General features: G+C 45.8%; 12 protein-coding genes. 3 read left to right on the top strand and 9 right to left on the bottom strand.

From position 1 onward, the window contains the following. Window positions 1-3: 3 nt before the first annotated feature. Both pssA and RIG68_RS19070 read right to left on the bottom strand, forming a co-directional pair. Window positions 4-696, bottom strand: a complete 693-nt coding sequence (pssA, locus tag RIG68_RS19075) for a CDP-diacylglycerol--serine O-phosphatidyltransferase (RefSeq protein WP_350125859.1) — start codon at window positions 694-696, stop codon at window positions 4-6. Next, window positions 693-1,340, bottom strand: coding sequence for an MBL fold metallo-hydrolase (locus RIG68_RS19070; protein WP_350125856.1), 648 nt, complete (start codon window positions 1,338-1,340; stop codon window positions 693-695). The genes pssA and RIG68_RS19070 overlap by 4 nt, the downstream gene beginning before the upstream one ends. Window positions 1,341-1,396: 56 nt before the next feature. Between RIG68_RS19070 and RIG68_RS19065 the strand changes: the two genes are divergently transcribed. From RIG68_RS19065 to RIG68_RS19055, 3 genes are read left to right on the top strand one after another with little or no spacing between them, the layout of a single operon-like run. Then, window positions 1,397-2,467 (top strand): NAD(P)/FAD-dependent oxidoreductase, encoded by a 1,071-nt coding sequence (locus RIG68_RS19065; protein WP_350125853.1) that lies wholly within the window; start codon window positions 1,397-1,399, stop codon window positions 2,465-2,467. Then, window positions 2,467-5,718, top strand: a complete 3,252-nt coding sequence (locus RIG68_RS19060) for a translocation protein TolB (RefSeq protein WP_350125850.1) — start codon at window positions 2,467-2,469, stop codon at window positions 5,716-5,718. Before RIG68_RS19065 ends, RIG68_RS19060 begins: the two co-directional genes overlap by 1 nt. Before the next feature lie 57 nt (window positions 5,719-5,775). Beyond that, window positions 5,776-6,642, top strand: a complete 867-nt coding sequence (locus RIG68_RS19055; RefSeq protein ID WP_350125847.1) for a YicC/YloC family endoribonuclease — start codon at window positions 5,776-5,778, stop codon at window positions 6,640-6,642. Between the two features lie 16 nt (window positions 6,643-6,658). Here the strand turns inward: RIG68_RS19055 and RIG68_RS19050 are convergent, their stop codons facing one another. The 7 genes from RIG68_RS19050 to RIG68_RS19020 all read right to left on the bottom strand — a co-directional run bounded on the left by RIG68_RS19050 (window position 6,659) and on the right by RIG68_RS19020 (window position 19,312). Continuing rightward, the gene (locus RIG68_RS19050) at window positions 6,659-7,501 is read right to left on the bottom strand and encodes an energy transducer TonB (RefSeq protein ID WP_350125844.1); all 843 of its coding nucleotides are present in this window, start codon (window positions 7,499-7,501) and stop codon (window positions 6,659-6,661) included. Window positions 7,502-7,661: 160 nt separating this feature from the next. Beyond that, complete coding sequence (locus tag RIG68_RS19045) at window positions 7,662-8,336, bottom strand: energy transducer TonB (RefSeq protein ID WP_152000106.1); 675 nt, start codon at window positions 8,334-8,336, stop codon at window positions 7,662-7,664. A gap of 64 nt (window positions 8,337-8,400) precedes the next feature. Next, window positions 8,401-8,790: a VanZ family protein gene (locus tag RIG68_RS19040; protein WP_350125841.1), complete on the bottom strand. Its 390-nt coding sequence runs from the start codon at window positions 8,788-8,790 to the stop codon at window positions 8,401-8,403. Between the two features lies 1 nt (window position 8,791). Further along, window positions 8,792-9,172 carry a glycine cleavage system protein GcvH gene (gene gcvH / locus RIG68_RS19035; protein WP_152000108.1) on the bottom strand — a complete coding sequence of 127 codons (381 nt, stop codon included), beginning with the start codon at window positions 9,170-9,172 and terminating at the stop codon, window positions 8,792-8,794. A 58-nt stretch (window positions 9,173-9,230) separates the two neighbouring features. Next, window positions 9,231-16,379 (bottom strand): T9SS outer membrane translocon Sov/SprA, encoded by a 7,149-nt coding sequence (gene sov, locus RIG68_RS19030; protein ID WP_350125838.1) that lies wholly within the window; start codon window positions 16,377-16,379, stop codon window positions 9,231-9,233. A 55-nt stretch (window positions 16,380-16,434) separates the two neighbouring features. Continuing rightward, a complete protein-coding gene (ruvA, locus tag RIG68_RS19025; RefSeq protein WP_339814832.1) occupies window positions 16,435-17,031 on the bottom strand; it encodes a Holliday junction branch migration protein RuvA in 597 nt (198 codons plus the stop codon). A 1-nt stretch (window position 17,032) separates the two neighbouring features. Next, a complete protein-coding gene (locus RIG68_RS19020) occupies window positions 17,033-19,312 on the bottom strand; it encodes an NADP-dependent malic enzyme (RefSeq protein ID WP_350125835.1) in 2,280 nt (759 codons plus the stop codon).

The raw sequence follows: 19,312 nt of genomic DNA, 5'->3' as shown, positions 1-19,312 counted from the left end.
AAATTAGCTTGCAGGCGACTTAGTTTGAAATAAATGGCTGAGGATAGAAGTAAAAACGTACAGCAAAATTACGAGAGGAAGTAGCGTGTATCCGCCAACAACAATCACCAGCATGGCCATTAGTATAACGAGGTATTTCGGTTGATTCCCTGCCCAGCCAAAGCTTTTGAACTTGAGGGCAATCATCTCGAAGGGCGAAACGAGCAACCAGGAAAAAAGCACAGTTAAGCCAACAAGCACATAGGTATTAACCACGACTGGGAAGGCACTGGCAGTCCAAACCAGGGAGGTGAAAAAAAGCGCATTTGCCGGCGTGGGCACGCCAATAAACTTGTCCGACTGCCGAGTGTCAATATTGAATTGAGCCAGCCTAAAGGCCGAAAAAACGGCGATTAAGAATGCGATGTATGGGAGAAACTCATTGGACTGGTTTGCTTTAAGCAGCTGGTAAACAGTAACTGCAGGCAACACACCAAAACTAACCATGTCTGCCAGAGAATCCAGCTCCTTGCCAATATCACTTGACACTTTTAGCACTCTTGCAGCAAAGCCGTCAAAAAAATCAAATACAGCTGCCAACACCACTGCCACGGGTGCCATTTCCACTTTACCTGACAGCACCATCACAATGCCAATACAGCCGCAAACCAGATTGCCAGCTGTGAGAATATTAGGTACCTGGGCTTTTATATTCATCTTTTTAAGCCACAAAAAGGGTTGTAAACTTTTTCATATCCGATAGTGGTCGTTTCTCCGTGGCCTGGGAAAACCTCCACATCGTCACTCAAGGTAAATAACTTTTCATGAATGCTTTTGATGAGTGTGCTATGGTCGCCTCCGGGAAGATCGGTTCTTCCTATGCTCTGGCGAAAAAGTACGTCCCCTCCCATCAGCTGCTTTGTGTCGGCATGGTAAAATGCCACGTGGCCCGGTGCATGACCCGGCACAAAAAGAACCTCGAGGTTGGTCGAGCCAAATTGCACCACATCCCCTTCATCAATATAGTGGTCGATTTCACTTTCCTCGTAGCCAGCAAACCCATAATTGGAAGCATACGCCTTTACGGCCCTTAGCACCGGCTCGTCCTTTTTGTGGGCATACAGCTCAATGCCAAAATTCCTTTTACAATAAGCATTGCCCAACACGTGGTCGATATGGCAATGGGTATTGAGTAGCTTAACGGGCCTTAGTCCATTGGAAGCAATAAAATCTGTCAGCTCGAGTTTTTCGGATGTGTCGAAGCAACCCGGATCGATGATTACACATTCCTTTGTCTCATCGTGCAACACATAAGTGTTTTCCTGAAACGGGTTGAAGGCAAAGGCTTTTATTTTGAGCATGCGAGGTTTGCTTTAGGAGGCAAATTTGTAGGTTTGAGGCTCAAAATACAAAATTGATGGAAGTTGATTTTCTTATTATCGGCCGGGGGCTTGCCGGCACTACGCTGGCGTTTGAACTGCTGGCAAAAGGTAAGAAAGTAATGGTGATGGCAGACTCCAAGCAGCCATGTGCTTCCAAAGTGGCAGCGGGACTTTACAACCCCATAACAGGTAACAGACTGGTAAAAACATGGAGGGCCGATTCACTTTTTGAAATCGTAGAGCCCTATTATCAAAGCCTGGAACCGATGCTCGATGCAAAGTTTGTTCACCCAATCGGTATCTACAGGCCTTTTACCACCATCGATGAGCAAAATGACTGGATGGCCAAGTCAGCCGATCCACAGTTCGCAGCTTACGTAGCCGAAGTGACCAGCCAACCTCACAATTCTCAACTGTTTCACGATCCATATGGCGGGGTTCATCTCAGGAAGGCTGGATTTATCGATACGACAATGTTTTTGGAAGCTTCAAAAAAATACCTGCAAGCTAAAGGGTGTTTTACCGAAGAAATGTTTCATGAAGACAACCTTTCCATTACAAATACTAGTATAAGTTATAAAGGCCTGAAGGCGAGCAATTTGATTTTGGCGCAGGGAGTTGGGGCGCAACAAGGAAATTTGTTCTCATGGCTGCCACTGCATGAGCTAAAAGGCGAAATTCTGGAGGTAAACACCTCCTTTGAGGGCAACACCATTTTTAACAGGGGGTGTTTTATGCTACCGGCAGGCAATGGACGTTGGAGAGTGGGGTCAACTTACAATTGGCGGCAACCCGATTATTTGCCAACTGAACAAGGAAAAAAGGAGATATTGGAAAAGTTGAACCACTTATACAAAGGGAGCGTTGAAATAACCAATCACATGGTGGGGATAAGACCCTCTACCAAAGACAGGCGTCCTTTTTTAGGAAAACATCCAGCTCATGAAAACATTCATATTTTCAATGGGTTAGGAACAAAAGGCGTATCTTTAAGTCCCTTTTTTGCCAGGGAAATGGCAGACTACCTTGTCGGTCAAAAACCATTGAGCAAGGAAGTCAGTATTGAAAGATATTTTTCTTTATATTTTGAGAGAAATGTAGGATGATGAACAGGCAACTGGAGCGCTATTGGAAAATTGGCTTATTAATTGGCTTTATTCTTTTTTGTTCTGATCTGTCGGCCCAGAATATTTCGGGTGGATTTGGAAAAAACAGGGTTCAGTACAAAAACTTCGAGTGGTTTTTTTACAGCGCCGAAAATTTTGATATTTATTTCTACCAGGGTGGTGAAGACTACGCCAAAGCTGCTGCGGAGTTTCTCGAAGTTGAGTTCGACAAGCTTACCGACATTCTGGGCTATGCGCCTTATGCCAAAACAAAAATTTTCCTTTACAACTCAGTAGCCGACCTTCAGCAAAGCAATATTGGCGTCAATGACGAGACCTTTGCAGTCGGCGGCAAAACCAACTTCATCAAGCTACAGGTAGAGGTCGCTTACCCCGGCACCATGCTTGGCTTCAAAGAAGAGCTCCTGCATCAGATTTCCCGCATGCTCATCAAAGACATGATGTTTGGCGGGAGCCTCACAGACATGTTTCAGAACACCTACCTGCTTAGCCTGCCTGAGTGGTTTATAGAAGGTGCTGCCATGTACGTAACCAACGGCTGGTCGATCGAAATGGATGACTTCATGCGTGACTTCCAGCAAAAAAATGGCCGGTTCAAAAAGCTGAATAAATACTCTTACGACCAGGCAGGGCTTATAGGACAATCGATCTGGAACTACATAGTAGTAAAATACGGGCGAAGCAATATCTCTAACATCCTGAACCTTACCAGGATCATTCGAAATGAGGAAAACAGTATTGCCAGCACGCTGGGTGTGCCATTCAAAACCTTTCTCTCCGACTGGCAAAACTACTACCTGAATGCCAACACAACTATTGAAGGTGAGTATCGGTCGCCCGAGGAAGGGAGCTTTATCACTCACCGCAAAAAAGACAAAGATTTTACCACTGTTTCGATTAGTCCCGACGGCAAGCACCTGTCATACGTGATCAATGATAACGGCAAATACCGGGTTTTTGTAAAGAATCTGGAAACTGGAAAATCCACAAGAGTGATGACCGGTGGCTACAGAATGATCAATCAGGACGTGGACCTGAAAGTGCCGATGCTTAACTGGGTGGACAATGTTACGCTCGGTATAGTGGATGTCAAGTATGGCCTTTATGAGTACGTACAGTACGACATCCTGGGCAAGTCATTGATCAGACGGCCGCTGGAGAGGTTTTCACAGGTTCACAATATCGCCTTCAATGGCAATGGCAAGCTGGCGGTTATTAGCGGCGACATCAATGGCCAAAACGACCTCTACCTGGTTTCGCTTACCAGAAACGCTTTACGCCGCCTTACCAATGACGTGTGGGACGACATTACACCGAGCTTTTTACCTGGCACTGATGCCATTGTGTTCAGCAGCAACAGGCCAACAGATTCTCTCAAATCGGCGTCTAAAACTTTGAAAGACCTCCCAAGCCACTACAACCTTTTTCTGTATGACCTCGACACTACCAAAAATGTGGTAGTGAGGCTAACAAACAACATAAGCAGCAACTACCTCCCCAAGCCGCTCGATACCTATAATATTCTGTACCTAAGCGATCAAAAGGGTATCATTAACCTTTACAGATATAACAGGGAAGACAGTATTTACAGCCAGGTATCGAATTTCAATACAAGCATCAAGTCGTACGATGTTGATCCGGCGAGCAAAACTTTGACTGCCATTATGCTGAATGATGGCGTAGACAAAATTTACAAATCTGAGGGCTTCGACTACCGCAGCCCGACCTTTACCCGGCAAACGCTAAGGCAAGACGTGCAACAGGCTCGCTTTTTAACACAGCGGCTTGGAGAACGAAAGGCGGCTCAGCAACAAATAGTGGACAGCGTCAAGACTGAAAAAGCGGAACAAATCCAAAAGGAGGCTGAGAAAAAAAGCGTATTAAATGATCCGGCCCTTGCTGGCATACCTGATCTCATCGATACAGAAAATTATCAGTTTGACAATGATGTGATCAAACAACGAAGCGAGTCGAGCTCCTTCCTTTCCAACTTCAGAGGGGTGGAAAGAAAAAGTAAGATTCTGGGGCCGGTTCCTTACGAGCCACGCTTCAGCGCCAACAATGTAACTACCTCCTTTGTCATCGACCCATTGCGAAAGTTTGGCATGTTGCTCGAAACCCGCATGAATGACATGACGGAAGATCATCATTTTTATGGCGGGGCGCTGGCCATTGCCAATCTGAGGCAAGGCGATATTTTTGGTGAGTACCAATTCCTGAAATACAGGGTCGATTTTAAAATGCGCTACGACAGAAAGGTTATTCGCAGAGAATCCAATGGAAATAACCAGCTGGAAGCCGCCAACCAAAAATATGTACTTAACACCTACACACTAGGAGCAAGTCTGCCGCTGAGTGTATATACACGGATAGCGTTTCAGCCCTTTTTCTCTACCACAAGATTTCTGGAGCTAGACTACCGGACGCTCAGCACCTCTCCACCAAGCTTCCCCACCGACATAAGCACATCCTACGCAGGCTTCAAGTCAGAAATAGTGTTTGACAACACGATTTCGCATGGCACAAATATCATTGAGGGAACAAGAGCAAAAGTTGCATTTAACCTCTCACAAAATCTGGGTTCCACGGCGCAAAGCTTCAACAACATTGAGGTAGATGTAAGGCACTACCAGAAAATTTACAGGGAGCTGATTTTTGCTACCCGCTTCATGTATGGAAGGTTTTTTGGCAACGATGCCAAAACATACGTTTTGGGAGGCATGGACAACTGGCTGTTCAACAGAACCGACACCACCGGTCAGCGTGACCCTATACTGCCCATGTACGGAGTAGACAATAGCGATATTCTCTTTTTGCGCTACGTCACTAACTTGAGAGGTTTTAATTATAACAAGCTAAATGGGAACAATGTATTGCTGTTCAACGCAGAGCTTAGATTTCCTGTTGTAAGGTTTTTCCACAGAGGCCCCATTTCATCTAACTTTCTCAGAAACCTCCAATTCACTTCTTTCTACGACCTTGGATCTGCCTGGACAGGTGCCTCGCCATTTAACGAAAACAATAACGTAAACACCATCACCTATAAGGTTCCCGGGTCTCCGTTCCAGGCAGTAATACGCAATTCGAAATCAGCATGGCTGGCCAGCTATGGCTTCGGTGTGAGAACCTACCTGCTGGGGTACTATATCAAGCTTGATATGGCTTACCCGATTGAAGACTACGAGGTTCAGAAGAGAAGATTTTACCTGACACTCGGATTCGACTTTTAAAAAGTTAAAAGCTTATCATTTTAGATAATTGTCATAAATTTCGGGATGATAAAATCCATGACAGGGTACGGAAGTGCCTCTTTTGAAAACAGTGAGTGCAAGTTATCCATCGAAGTAAAAACCCTTAACTCCAAATTCCTGGATTTATCACTAAAGCTTCCAAAGACCATTCAAGAATACGAGATGGAGGTGAAAACCTTGATTTCGGAAATCCTCATCAGAGGGAAAGTGAACATCAACTTTGATTACGAAGAAAATAAAAAAGAAGAGGTTCGGTACTCGGTCAACAGCGCCTTCTTCGAACAATACTATCAGCAATTAAAAAGCATCTCTACCGGCTTAGCTGTTTCTGATGAGTCACTTTTCAGGCAAACTATGCAAATGCCAGAGGTGTTGCAGCAAAAGGAAGACACAGAAGACGCAAGAATCTCTTTAGAAGAAGTTCTTCAAACAATGAGAAAGGCACTTGAGGCCTGCGATAAATTTAGAGACAAAGAGGGCGAAGTACTGTATGGCAACTTTGTATCCTACATAGGTGTCATCCGTCACAACCTTGGCGAAGTAGCTAAAAGAGACCCTGAACGAATCAAGGGGATCAAGGAAAGAATTGAAAAGAACCTCACTGACGTGGTGGGCAAGGAAAAGGTGGATCAAAATCGTTTCGAGCAGGAATTGATCTACTATATAGAAAAGCTCGATATAGCTGAGGAAAAAGTCAGGCTGGAAAGCCACCTCAACTTTTTTATCGAAGCACTCGGTAGCCCTGAGTCAAACGGCAAAAAGCTGGCGTTCATTTCACAGGAGATCGGTAGAGAGATAAATACTATCGGATCCAAGGCAAATGACGCCATCGTGCAACGCCTTGTAATTGAAATGAAAGAAGAGCTGGAGAAAATCAAAGAACAGCTTCTTAATATTCTCTAGCTCTCTCTTGGGCCTACTACCCCTCCCCGAGACTAAAAAAGATTGGTATAGTCATCCGAACTTTCACTGGCAAGCCCCGTTGTTTTCCAGGGTTCCATGGCGGCGCCCCGGAAAGCACCCTTACAGCCTCTTCATCGCAACCGCCTCCAATACCTTTGGCTACTTCGATATTGCTGATGGAGCCGTCTTTCTCCACAATAAACTGGAGATAAACCCGACCCGAAATGTTCATTTTTCTGGCATTCTGGGGATAAACCAGGTTTTCGCCCAAGTACTTGTAAAACACCTGCATTCCACCTTTTGGCTCAGGCTTATTTTCCACAATGACAAATATTTCCTCAGCCTCCTCTTCGGGCAGCTCGTCCATAACCGTCGGCAGAGGGTCGCTTATCCGCATATCTTGTGTGATCTCCACATCAAGGTCGAGATCAATATCCTCAAGCTCAATTTCATCGCTGATTTCAGTGATAATTACAGGCTGGTTTTGTAGCGGAGGAGGTGGAGGAGGTTGGTCAGTTGGTGGAATTTCTATCAAATCCTCAAATTCATCTCCCGTAAGACCTGACAATTCAATTTGATCGCCTGAGTCGTAGAACTTCCATTCAAATGCTACTACAACAAGCAATAGGGAAATGGCGAGTCCCACTACAAAGAAGAGATTGCTCAAATCGTGGTCTCTTAATGCCTTACTCCTTTTGTGATCCAGTAGCTCACCTATCAGATTTGCCTGCCTATGCTTCCTGACAAGAGCATCTGCCTTGGGTGACTTAAGGAAATAGTTTTCCGGGGTATCTACTGCGCCTCGAATGTCCCTGCTTGAATCACGGTTTTCTGCGGGTATGGGTTGTGAAATTTTCATGGCTTTGAGTATTAAATTGATTGGCCATCCGCCAAACTTCAATACCAAAATCCTCCATTTTCAGCTAAATAGATATGATCTACAAGAGCCCTGTCCTCTGATTTTAGTCATAAAAAAAGCCCCAATATCGGGGCTTTCCTTCTATAATTTTTGTCTTCAACTATCCAAGCTTGAATGTGATAGGAAGAATCATTCTTACTTTCACGGGGCGTCCACGCTGCTTACCAGGCTTCCACTTGGCTGCTTCCTGAATCACCCTTACGGCTTCTTCATCACAACCAGCACCAATACCTTTGATGGCTTGAACTTCAGTGATAGTTCCGTCTTTGTCCACAACAAACTGAACAAACACTTTTCCTTCCACACCCATTCTACGTGCCTGGTTGGGGTATTTCATGTTCTTACCAACGTAGGCGTAGAATGCTGCCATACCGCCATTGGGCTCAGGCTGGTCTTCCACAATCGTGAATATTTCGTCGGCAACCTCCTCTTCAGGTGCTTCTTCGAACACCACGTCTTCTATCACCGTGTTTTCAGTGATTTCAACGTCAAGGTTTACCTCTATTTCTTCTTCGATTTCTTCCTCATCAGGCACCTCGATAATTTCAGGCTGCTGAATCACCGGTGGTGGTGGTGGTGGCTGCTCGGTTGGAGGTATCTCCATTAAGTCTTCAAAGTTATCATCCACCTGACCAAGGTCAACCAAGTTACCATCGTCATAAAACTTCCACTCGAAAGCGGTAATGACAAGAAGTAAACTCACAGCCAGGCCTATGTTGAAAAACAGTCCGGTCTTTCTCTCAAGATCTGCTTTCTCGCTCTTTTTGGCCTCCATTGAAAATAAATTTAGTAGTTAGTTAATCTATTCGTAGTAATTTCAAATGTAGCGATTAAGAAATTTAATTCAAATTAGATTTCTTTCGCCGCACAAAATTTACTGCCAGCAAAGCAGTCACCGAGCCCAAAACATCCGCAAGCAAGTCAAGCCATTCTGAACTCCTGTATGGAATAAAGCTTTGAGCAATCTCAATCAGTATCCCTAAAACTAAGGAATTAGTTGCAACAATCCAAAACCTTAGGGGCTTTTCATTTATCAACAATGTCTCCGGCATAACAAGTTCCGGAAAAAAAAGCAGGGACCAGACAAAGAACAGGCCAAAATGGCCAATCTTATCAACCCCTGGGTATTTAAGAAACTCAAACCACCCACTACCCCCGCCCTGGCTTAAGGTCAGGTAGAGGATCAAAGCCACCCATATATACTTAAGGCTTTGAAAGAGTCTTAACACCTTACTGCCCGATAAGCTCTTTATAAGCAGCCGCTGACAAAAGCTCTTCTTTCTCCGAAATATTCGAAACTTTTACTTTGATCATCCAGCCCTCGCCATACGGATCGCTGTTTACAAGCTCCGGCTGCGCTTCCAAGGCAGCATTTACCTCTGTCACTTCTCCACTCAATGGCATAAAAAGGTCTGAAACAGTTTTTACAGCCTCAACAGTGCCAAATACTTCGGCAATGGCTACCTCTTCTCCTTCTTTTTCTATTTCGACGTACACTATATCGCCAAGTTCGCTTTGAGCGAAATCAGTGACGCCAACTGTGGCTATATCTCCGTCAACTTTAACCCACTCGTGGTCTTTGGTATAAAGCAAATTCTCGGGAATGTTCATGGATATCTCTTTTATTTTAAAGTGAGCAAAAGTACACTCTTCTGTTTTAAGTGAAAAGTTATTGTGCCAAACTAAATCTGAGCTGCACGCCAAAGGCAGTTGTCACTCTCTTAAAGGAGCTCGAAATTCTTGGCTGGTTAAGGTTTCTTTCAAAGTAGAACTGAAGATTGAGCTGATCATTAAGCATATAGCTTACGGTTGGTCGTACCTGATAATTAATATTTCCCGCCGTTATCGTCGGCTCATCATCAATTTTTCTTTGCAATGTCTTCGTATCTCTAACAGTAACTGCCACTCTGAAAGTAATGTCGTTTTTAAGCGTCACAGTTCTCCCCTGTACCTTAAATGGCAGTTCATAATCCGACTTGGTGACGCCATAATCCAGCGTTACGTCGTTGCTTTTGAGCTCCGTCACCTGGCTGTTGGAGAGGTTGAGTGCAAGATTCCGCTCTTTCTTGTACTCTATCCTGGCCGTTACTCTCGACTTGGTTCTGATATTGATGCCAAGAAAAGGAGCAAACCGCTCGGACACCAACACCTGGCCAAGCACATAAATAGGAATCAAACCGTTTTCACCATTCAGAGAAGCCATTGGGTAATTCTCTATCTGGTTGGTAAGGTCAAAATTATCGGCATTGAGTGGTGATAGGGAGTCAGTATAAGCGAGTGTATTACTAAAGTTGTTGATACTCAAACTTGAGGTGTAGGCATGGGTAAGATTGATGGATGAAAAAACCTGCGCAAGCTTGGGTATGCGTGACAGACCGGCATAATCCACCCGCCAGTTAGGTATTGGAATCCTCGGGAACGGTGACAACGAAGCGTCGTTGGCAGAATGACCTGTATATGCAGCTAAAAACGCAGGGATCAACACATCCTGAGAATTGAGCGCATACTCTCCGGCACTATTTGAAGCGTCGAGTCTGCTTTTTATAATGGCCCTATTGTTCTCGAACTGCTTGAAAACAGACGAAATATTGGCGGTGTCATCTTTTATAAAGGCTGTGTTAATAGTTAAAATAGAAATATTGTAACTGCCCGATCGGGATGGTGTCAGCGAACGGAAGCTCTCCAATTCATCGTCGTATCGGTATATTTCCTGAAAATTACCTGTCACAGTCTTCTTTGCGTCAAGCTGAATTTTGAGATCTGTGAATGGCTCAATATTAGCTCTTAGCTGCAAATCTGTCGTATTGTTCTGAGTAAAAGGTGCCGAAAGCGATGTGCTCTTGGCGATCCAGCCGTTTTCCGCCGCCCTGTATCTGATGGAGGGATCCTGGCTGCCGAAAATGAAGTCAGTACCTGGTGCATTAAAGCCGCTGTCCAGGCCAAATAAGTAAGCCCTTGGCCTGAAGCCTGGCAGCATGGTGCCTTCCCTTATGCTGTACGTACCGTTGATTGACCTGACCGACATCAACAGTCTCAAAAGCCCTTTAAAAGCTTTATTCTCGGACTTTTTTGCTTCAGTTGTATCAACTTTTGTCCGGGGCCCTTTGGGAGCAGGTCCTGTCGGCCGGCGTCTAGGTGGGGCATTTATCGTCTTGAAATAAGGGACTTTATTATAAAGACCTACCAGGTCAACCTTTCCATTCAGAGCCCTTTCCCTTGTATTTTGGATCAGGTTACCCAGCGTATCGGCCTGGGTGACAGACCCCGCCGTCCATGTATAGCCAACGGCATAACGCAAATCGGCACTTACCCAGTCGGTGACAGGAAACTTATCGAAGGGCAGCCTGTAGTTGGCGCTGGCATTTTGGTCAAAGTTCTTCATCCGGCCAAGGTTTTTTAAATTGGTCCAGATGGAATCTTTCGCAGCCTGCGTGCTTATATCACCTTCGGGCTCATCAATAATAGCTCTTGCCTTGGCATTATAATCAAGGGTCAGGCTTTTAAAGACGCTCCACCGAACGCTGTACATTCTGCTGAAAGTAAAATACTTCTCATAAAATGGATCGAGGCCTACAGTGGTTAAGTTGGCATTTCTAAGCTGAGTTCTGGCAAACCTTCTGTCTAAATCTCCCCTGATGGAAATATTGTTAGGCAATGGTGATACATTAATGTCCTTTATGAATTTCAGGTAGGGACTTTTCAAAGCCTCCGAGTTCTTGAATGGCTCCAGCACCAGCCCCTGCGTCGAATAGTTGTACCCAACTCCTCCTCTATAGTTCTTCAATAAATAACTCTCGGTATTCACGTTGCTGCTCATCACATCGCTATAGGAGTAATTAACCGAGAAATTTTCAACATCATAAAAATCCTGTCTGGCGTCCGGGTTTACCCTTTCCTTTCTCACATTTGTGAAATTCAAGCTTCGTCGTGTCGCTTGTTCCACCACTATTTGCCTGTAATTTTCCTGCCCTTCCTGGGTGTCAATGCTTAGAAGTGAGGCTTCCAAAGGTATGTCCGGATCGAGCGGATCCCATTTGGGCGTAGCCACGGTATTTTCGTAACTGGCAAACATAGGGATTTTGATGCCCGTGTTGCCTGGTAGCAACTTATCCACGTTCACATTGGCTGAAACATCATAGCTAATGGTCTCTTCCCTTGTTCTTTCCGAAATACGTTGCTGGATTCCTCCAAAGCCTACAGTGGTGATCCTGGCTGAACCGGAAACGGTGGCAAAATCAGCCAGTTGTGCATTCAATCTGGTGTTGGCTGCCCACCCTTTGGTGTTGTCAAAGTCAGTTACCCTCAACTCGTTGGCCCAAATACAGACTGATTTAGGCTGCTGGTCGGGTGACTCCGGGTTTTTCACACCTATCATCATGGTAAGCACGGAACTCATATCCGGCCTCCCAACAATTGTTACTTTGTAGTTCCCAACCTGCTCCGTATAGGGCAGTTCTACATTGAATTTCGCCCGGTTTCGGGCTGATTTGACTGCATAGAGCTGGTTGAATTCAATATCGATCTCATTTTCGGCAGGCCAAACAAGTCGCTGTAGTGCTTCGCCTGACGAGCCTTCAACATTGGAAGGTGTTACCTTCAAAGGCACCTCAATCTCATAGTAATTCTGGTCAAAATCCGTCCCAAACCTAATGAAGCCGGAAACGTCATCATCGTTAAGCCCGTCCCCCTCGGCGTGCAGGAACATTTTGATTTTACCATAATTGATCAGGTCAAAATTGACGTTCTTAAATATAGCCCTGGCATCTCTGTCTTCCAGGTTATCGACACAAACCTGAATCGATTGTTCATTGTTCTCACGCTGAATAACGGTGGTGTTGTCTCTGTCACGATTGATTCCTGGAGGCAAAGTGTAGGGCGACTTTCCCTCGCTGGCTTTGCTATTTTCCTCAATGCTCACTACCGAAATCGTAAAATCTGAAGAGTACTGCTCAGGAACCTCGTTATAGCTTCTGTCATAAAGGCTCTCGGTGAACTTCCGCCACTGGCTTCCTACCAGCTGAAATTTGGACATTCTCAGTACGACAGGCTGCCGCCAGCCCGTCAAATACATCCTCATGTATTTGATACTTTTAAACCCTGAGATATCGCCCTGGATTCTACTAGGGTTCCGAACAGGAATCCTGAAGAGATACCAGGTGCGTTCGCCACCTTCACCCCCCACTACCCTATCAACAATATATCCTTTGCCTACTTCGAGCTGTCCCTTTTTAAGTGGGATTTTGTATTCGTAATACTCCTCCAACTCATTGATAGTGTTGTCCTTGTTCAAGTCCTCATTCTCTGGAAGGTTGCTACCCAAAGGGGTAAAGTTCTCACCACTGGCAGTCTGAATAGGCGTGTTACCATCCATGCCATTGTAGTTTTTGTAACGTTCCAGAATCTTTGCGTCACGGGCATCCTGCTCGGCACCTAAGTAGTACTGAAAATTATCACCTGAAGGGTCTTCAAGAATCTTATTTCTTGCAGTACCCGAAACTTGTAGTTGGCTTAAAAAGCGGTCGTTAAAAAAACTGGCTTCTTCGCTATTTTTAAGGCCATCAAGACCAACATCCTGGTTAGGTCTTGCGTATGCCTCGTTGTCGAAATAGTCAGTGAGATACTGTTGCTGTGTTACTTTTCCCCATTCTGTAGTCGTCACCTTGTTGACTCCGCCATCGGCAGGCAGCCCGTTCTCAAACCCATGCAAACCATCTTTGATTATATCTTCTGAGACACTACCTAAGTTGAAGATCAATTCGCCGCCGGTAGTGTTAGCCTGGTTGAACAAGCCGTCGAGCACCTTACCTCGTCCGTCATTGTCGTCGATAAATGGATCCAGCATCCAGAATTCAATATATTCGACGTTAGTCTTATCAAAGTCAACGTCTGACGTAATCGCTCTGGTAATGCCTCCCCAGTTTGATTCCGGGTTTTTAAGCAAGCCATCGGTATCCAGATCGGGGTTGTAATTGTATTGTCCTCTTTCCGAAGGGAAATAGGCGATGTCAAATATCGGCTCATTGGTGTTAACTATATTCCGGCTTCTCTGAGAGTAGATTTCCTGAGGGATAATGCCGGCAACGTAGTGGTTGTCCTTGTCTTTCTCTGTAATGTTAGGGGGAGAGTTCGGCCCTCCGTTTCGATAAAAAACGTTGTCTATAACGTACCACGCAATTTTTGCTCTTTTGAAAGCGGAGCCAAGCTTGTCAGCCGTTTGGTTGCTTAAGTCAAACCGGTTCCCGGGTGTTTGCGGAGTCGCCCCAAGCTTCCAGGCTTGAAAATTGCCCATGTTGTAGGGTGTTACCGCCGACTCAAAGTCGTCGATGTAAGATGTGCCCTCGCCTCCTACCTCATTCGATGTGCCTGGATTGATTTGAGCGACCTCGCCAGTGAAGGTAATTCGGGAGGGTTCCTTTGTATCTACGAAAGGGAGTGCATCGACCATTTTGGTCAGGAACCTCGACTCCTTGCTCCAGTTCAAATCGAAGCCGTACAGCGAGTTTTTTGTTGGCTCGTTACCCACACTGTACCTTGTAATGCCTCCGGGACGTTCATTCAGGTGGAGCCACGTGGCGCCAAGGTTTAGATTCTCAGTGAGCTTGTAATCAAAGCGTGTTCCTGTAAGCCACCTGGTTTGAAAGTTAAAAACATCGGCTTTTTCGTATGAAATATTGATCTGCTTCCCGGAGTTCAGGATCCCTTCGTTAATGATTCTTACCCTTCCCAGGTTATAGTCAACCGTGTAGTCCAGGCCTTCGGTCAACAGCGTGTTGCCAGCAGTGACGACCACAGAATTGGGTGAAATACTGATGCCCGGCAACACGATTTCATTGGATGCCCCTGCCTGAAACTTACCCAAAATGAAAAATTTGTTCTTGGACGACACCTGCTCAGCATCAGCTTTTGTTGTTCGGTAAAGGGTGTCGTAAGCATACTTCTGGATGAGGTTTTGCTCGTTGTCCTTGTCGAAGTAAGTTTTTAGGGTTTTTCCAAATGGCTCAAGCACAGGAAAGATAATGGTTCCGTTCCTCGAGTCGATGGTAACTCCTTCGATGTAGTCGAAGTTGCCGTCCCGTTGCGGATCGTTGTTGGGGTTGAGCTGGTCAAGCTTGAGAAGGTGGATAAGCGGCTGGTCTTTCGTAAGGGCTCCCTCATGCAAACTTGGGTTGTCGATGCCCGTCAAGTCATCACGATAATGGATTCTCAGCGTAAATCCCTCCCTATCGACCTGGCTGGCGTTCAGGTTGTAGATGTTTTTCATCATCAAGTCCCAGGTTGGAGTCGATGTGTTGATCTTATTCGGGCGGAGCATTTTCAATAGCAACAGCTCACTTTCCGACAAGTTCTGATAGTCTTCCATCAACTCACCTACCTTAAAGGTTCGACCGTTGTAGGTATATTCATAGGCTACTGCCAGCACTTCGTCATTTGTCAGCTTTCTTAGGAGGGAGATGTAACCAAGCTGTTTGTTCAGTACAAATTCTTTCTCATCAAGTCTTCTGGCCGAGGTAATTTTCACATAGTCAACAGAGTTCTGGAAGTTGTATCCTGACTCCAGAATACCGTCTACTTGATTGGCATCCCTTATTGAGGGGTCTTTTTTTAGAGATTCAAATAGTCCATTGGCGTCGTTACTTGCTGGGTAACCTGCACGTGGAGTACCAATCAATGGGTTGTCTTTCCTGTAGACCTTATCACTCTCACCAAGATCCTGAAAGGCCAGCAAACTCCTCAGCGTTTGGGTATCTCCGTTTCTTTTCAGTACGTAAATTTCAACCCTGGTCACATTTACTCCCGATATTACCTGAGGCAAGCTGCCAAGCCATTTTTCATAGTTGTCTCTAAAAAAATGGCCTAGAAAAAAGTGCCTGTTATCATCATAGTCTGAACCTCGTACCTCAAATTCCCGTCCTTGAAATCCACTCTCAAGGGTGATCACATCATTACGACCTTGCTGGCGGGAAACAACACTGGTCACAAACAACTTTCCAAACTGCAATTGCGTCTTCACACCAAATAAGCTTTGCCCACCGGAAATAAGGCTGTTGCTGATGGGCATGCTCACGTTACCCACCTCAATCTTCTTGATGATATCCTCCTCATACCCGGTATACTCCATCTTCAGGTTATTCTGGAAATCGAAAGAGTTGTTGTTGTCGAAGTTGGCTGTGATCGCCAGCTTATCACCTACTTTACCCACCAGGTTAAGGCTTATCTGCTGATTAAATTCAAAGCCACCGTTTCTTTGCTGTCTGATTGGTATTTGCGGATTATCTATCCTCTGCCACCTGCCCCCAAAATCCAACGTTACGAACCCATTAGGCTGAATGTCGACATAGCTGCCACCAAAAATCCGGTCAATCAGAGGGCTGGTATACAGCTTAGGTATAAGCCTCCTGCCGCTCACAGCACTTTCGCCATCGAGGCCCCTTGATCGGCTCCTCCAATACTCCCGCAGCATTTCTTCTTCCTTCCATTTGCTGAACTCCTCGAAGGTCATGGTGGTGGTTGGTCGATAATTCACATCACCTATCCTTTCATAGATGGTGTAATTCATCGACGTATCAATTTCCGCATCGAGTGTGAGGCTTGCAGGATTTTTTAGCTGGAGAGGGGAAGGACTTATTCTGTTGGAAAAAGGATCTCCAAACCTGTCAACAGGTTCGAACGTAGGAGCCTTTGAGGGTTGGTAGGGGCCTTTGAGTGAGTCTGGTATGGTGTCCTGTTTGAAAAGAAAATACTTATCGGCATCCTCCAATATAAAAAAAGAGCGCTCAGCATTAGCAAGTAAAGCGCTGAGCACAAGCGAAATACACAAGAGTACTAGAGTAGTATTTAAAAATCTCCTCCTCAAACGTCAAAATGGTAAAACTCTATCTGGAATTTTTTAAGGCCAACCTGATCAACTCTTCTAAAGTAACTCCCCCACCCTTTTCTTTGATGATCAGATCGATATTTTTCTCTGCCTGTGCTTTAGGAAAACCTAAAACCAGCAAAGCTGATAACGCTTCATTTCGCAAACTATTGCTTCGTACGCCGGTGCCGGATGGAGATTTTTCAAAGACGTCCTCCTTCTTGAGTTTGTCTTTGAGTTCCAGGATTATGCGTTGTGCAGTCTTGGCCCCAACACCCTTCACTCTCTGGATCAAATTCACGTCCTCACTCACAATCGCCTCGTGAATTTCGGACGGAGTAAGGGAGGACAGAATCATTAAAGCCGTGCCTGGCCCCACGCCGTTGATAGAGATCAAATCCAGAAACCGTTGCTTTTCCTGCATTTCGGCGAACCCAAATAGAATATGGGCGTCTTCCTTTACCTGAAGGTGAGTTTGTAAGATGCCGCTGTCCAGGTTCTTGATCTGGCTAAAGGTGTTCAATGAGATTCTAACCTCATAGCCAATGCCGTTAACCTCCATCACTGTGTGATTCGGCTCCTTTTCGATGTACTTGCCTTTAAGGTATGTTATCATCCTATTGTTGGGCTTTTGCGCTTTGCGACTGGGCATCTATGACCGCAATAGCCACCATATTAAATATCTCCCTGATAGAGCTGCCCACCTGCAATACATGAACGGCTTTGTTCATACCTACCAGAATCGGCCCTATTGCCTCTGCTCCACCCAACTCCATCAACAGCTTATAGGCAATATTACCTGATGCCAGGTCTGGGAAAATAAGTGTGTTTGCCGAGTGCCCATTCAATGAAGAGAAAGGATACACCTCGCTGAGCAGTTCTGCATTCAACGCCACATTGGCCTGAAGCTCCCCATCGATGATAAGGTCCGGGTATTTTTTCTTCGCCAACTCAACTGCCTTCCTGGTTTTTTCAGGCACACCACCTCTCGACGATCCAAAATTAGAATATGAAAGAACGGCCACTTTGGGCTCGTAGTCAAAATACTTCACTGCCCTCGCCGCCAGACCAACAATTTCAACCAGCTCCTCAGCGGTAGGGTTAAGATTCACCGTAGTGTCAGCAAAGAAATAAGTGCCTTTGGCATTGCTGATTATGTACATGCCTGCCACCCGGTTAATCCCTTCCTCCACACCCAGGATGTGAAGTGCCGGAAGGATGGTCTTTGGGTAATCGTTCGTAAGGCCTGAGATGAGTGCGTCCGCAGCCCCGGTTTCAACCATCATAGCACCGTAGTAATTGCGGTCGTACATCAACTGCCTGGCATTGACCATGGTGATACCTTTGCGCTTTCTTTTTTCAAAAAGCATGGCCGCATACTCGTGCCTCGTGTCGGCTTCATGATAAGGGTCAATGATGGGCGTGTCACGCAGGTCGAGTTTGTTCTCCAAAACCAGGGCTTCTATTCTGGCCTTGTTTCCCAGCAAAATAGGGTAGCCGATTCCCTCATCAATCACCATTTGGGCTGCCTTCAGTATCTTAGGATGATCAGCCTCCGCAAATACCACCCGCTTGGGTGCTCGCCGTGCCCTTGCAATCACCCTGGCCATCAAACGGTTGTCAATACCTATGCGGCTCTGTAGCTCTACTTTGTAGGCCTCCCAGTCGTCAATTTTCACTCTCGCCACACCTGAGTCTATGGCGGCCTTTGCAACCGCCGGCGAAATAGTAGTGATGAGCCTTGGATCCAGCGGTTTTGGAATCAGGTATTCGCTTCCGAAGGTGATCGGTTTATTGCCGTAGGCTTTGATAACCATTTCAGGCACAGCCTCTTTTGTCAGCTCAGCCAGTGCTTTTACCGCTGCCAGTTTCATTTCTTCGTTGATGGCAGTTGCTCTTACATCCAGCGCCCCTCTGAAAATGTAGGGGAAGCCCAATACATTATTTACCTGATTGGGGTGATCGGAGCGACCGGTGGCCATCACAATGTCGTTCCTGGTGTCCATGGCCAGTTGGTAAGGGATCTCCGGATCGGGGTTAGCCAAAGCGAAAACAATAGGCTTATCAGCCATTTTCCTCAACATGTCTGGCGTAAATACATCGGCTGTGGAAAGACCCAAAAACATGTCAGCCCCAACAATCGCTTCATCCAAGGTGTCTATTTTCTTGTCAGTAGCGTACCTGGCTTTCATTGACTCTGGGTCGATTTTGTCTTTCCTGAGCACACCCTTGCTGTCGAGCATCACTATATTTTTCTTACTCGCCCCCAGTCCAACATATAGATCTGTGCAAGCCATAGCGGCTCCACCAGCTCCGTTGACAACTATTTTCAAATCCTCAATCTTTTTACCCACCACAAGCAGCGCATTCAGCAAGGCTGCACTTGAGATAATGGCTGTGCCATGCTGATCATCGTGCATCACAGGAATTTTCATTTGTTCCCGCAGTACCCTCTCAATTTTGAAGCTTTCAGGAGCCTTTATGTCTTCAAGGTTGATGCCGCCAAAAGTCGGCTCCAGCGCCTTCACAATTTGAATAAACTTGTCAGGGTCTTCTTCGTCCACTTCAATATCAAAAACATCAATGCCCGCAAATTTCTTGAACAACACCCCTTTGCCCTCCATCACTGGCTTTGAAGCCTCCGGGCCAATATTGCCGAGTCCAAGCACAGCCGTTCCGTTGGAGATAACCCCTACGAGGTTGCCTTTGGCGGTGTACTTATACACATCTTCTTTGTTTTTCGCTATCTCTTTGCACGGTTCTGCCACTCCGGGAGAGTAGGCCAGAGCCAGGTCAACCTGGCTGCTCATCATCTTTGTTGGACGTATTTCAATTTTTCCGGCGGGGCTGGAAGAATGGTATTCAAGGGCGTCTTCCTTGCGAATTTTAATTGCCAT

Origin of the sequence: Imperialibacter sp. (assembly GCF_040222385.1) — a bacterium.
Classification (GTDB): Bacteria; Bacteroidota; Bacteroidia; order Cytophagales; family Cyclobacteriaceae; genus Imperialibacter.
The sequence above is the reverse complement of the archived record's forward strand: the minus strand, read 5'-3'. Positions and strand labels throughout refer to the sequence as shown.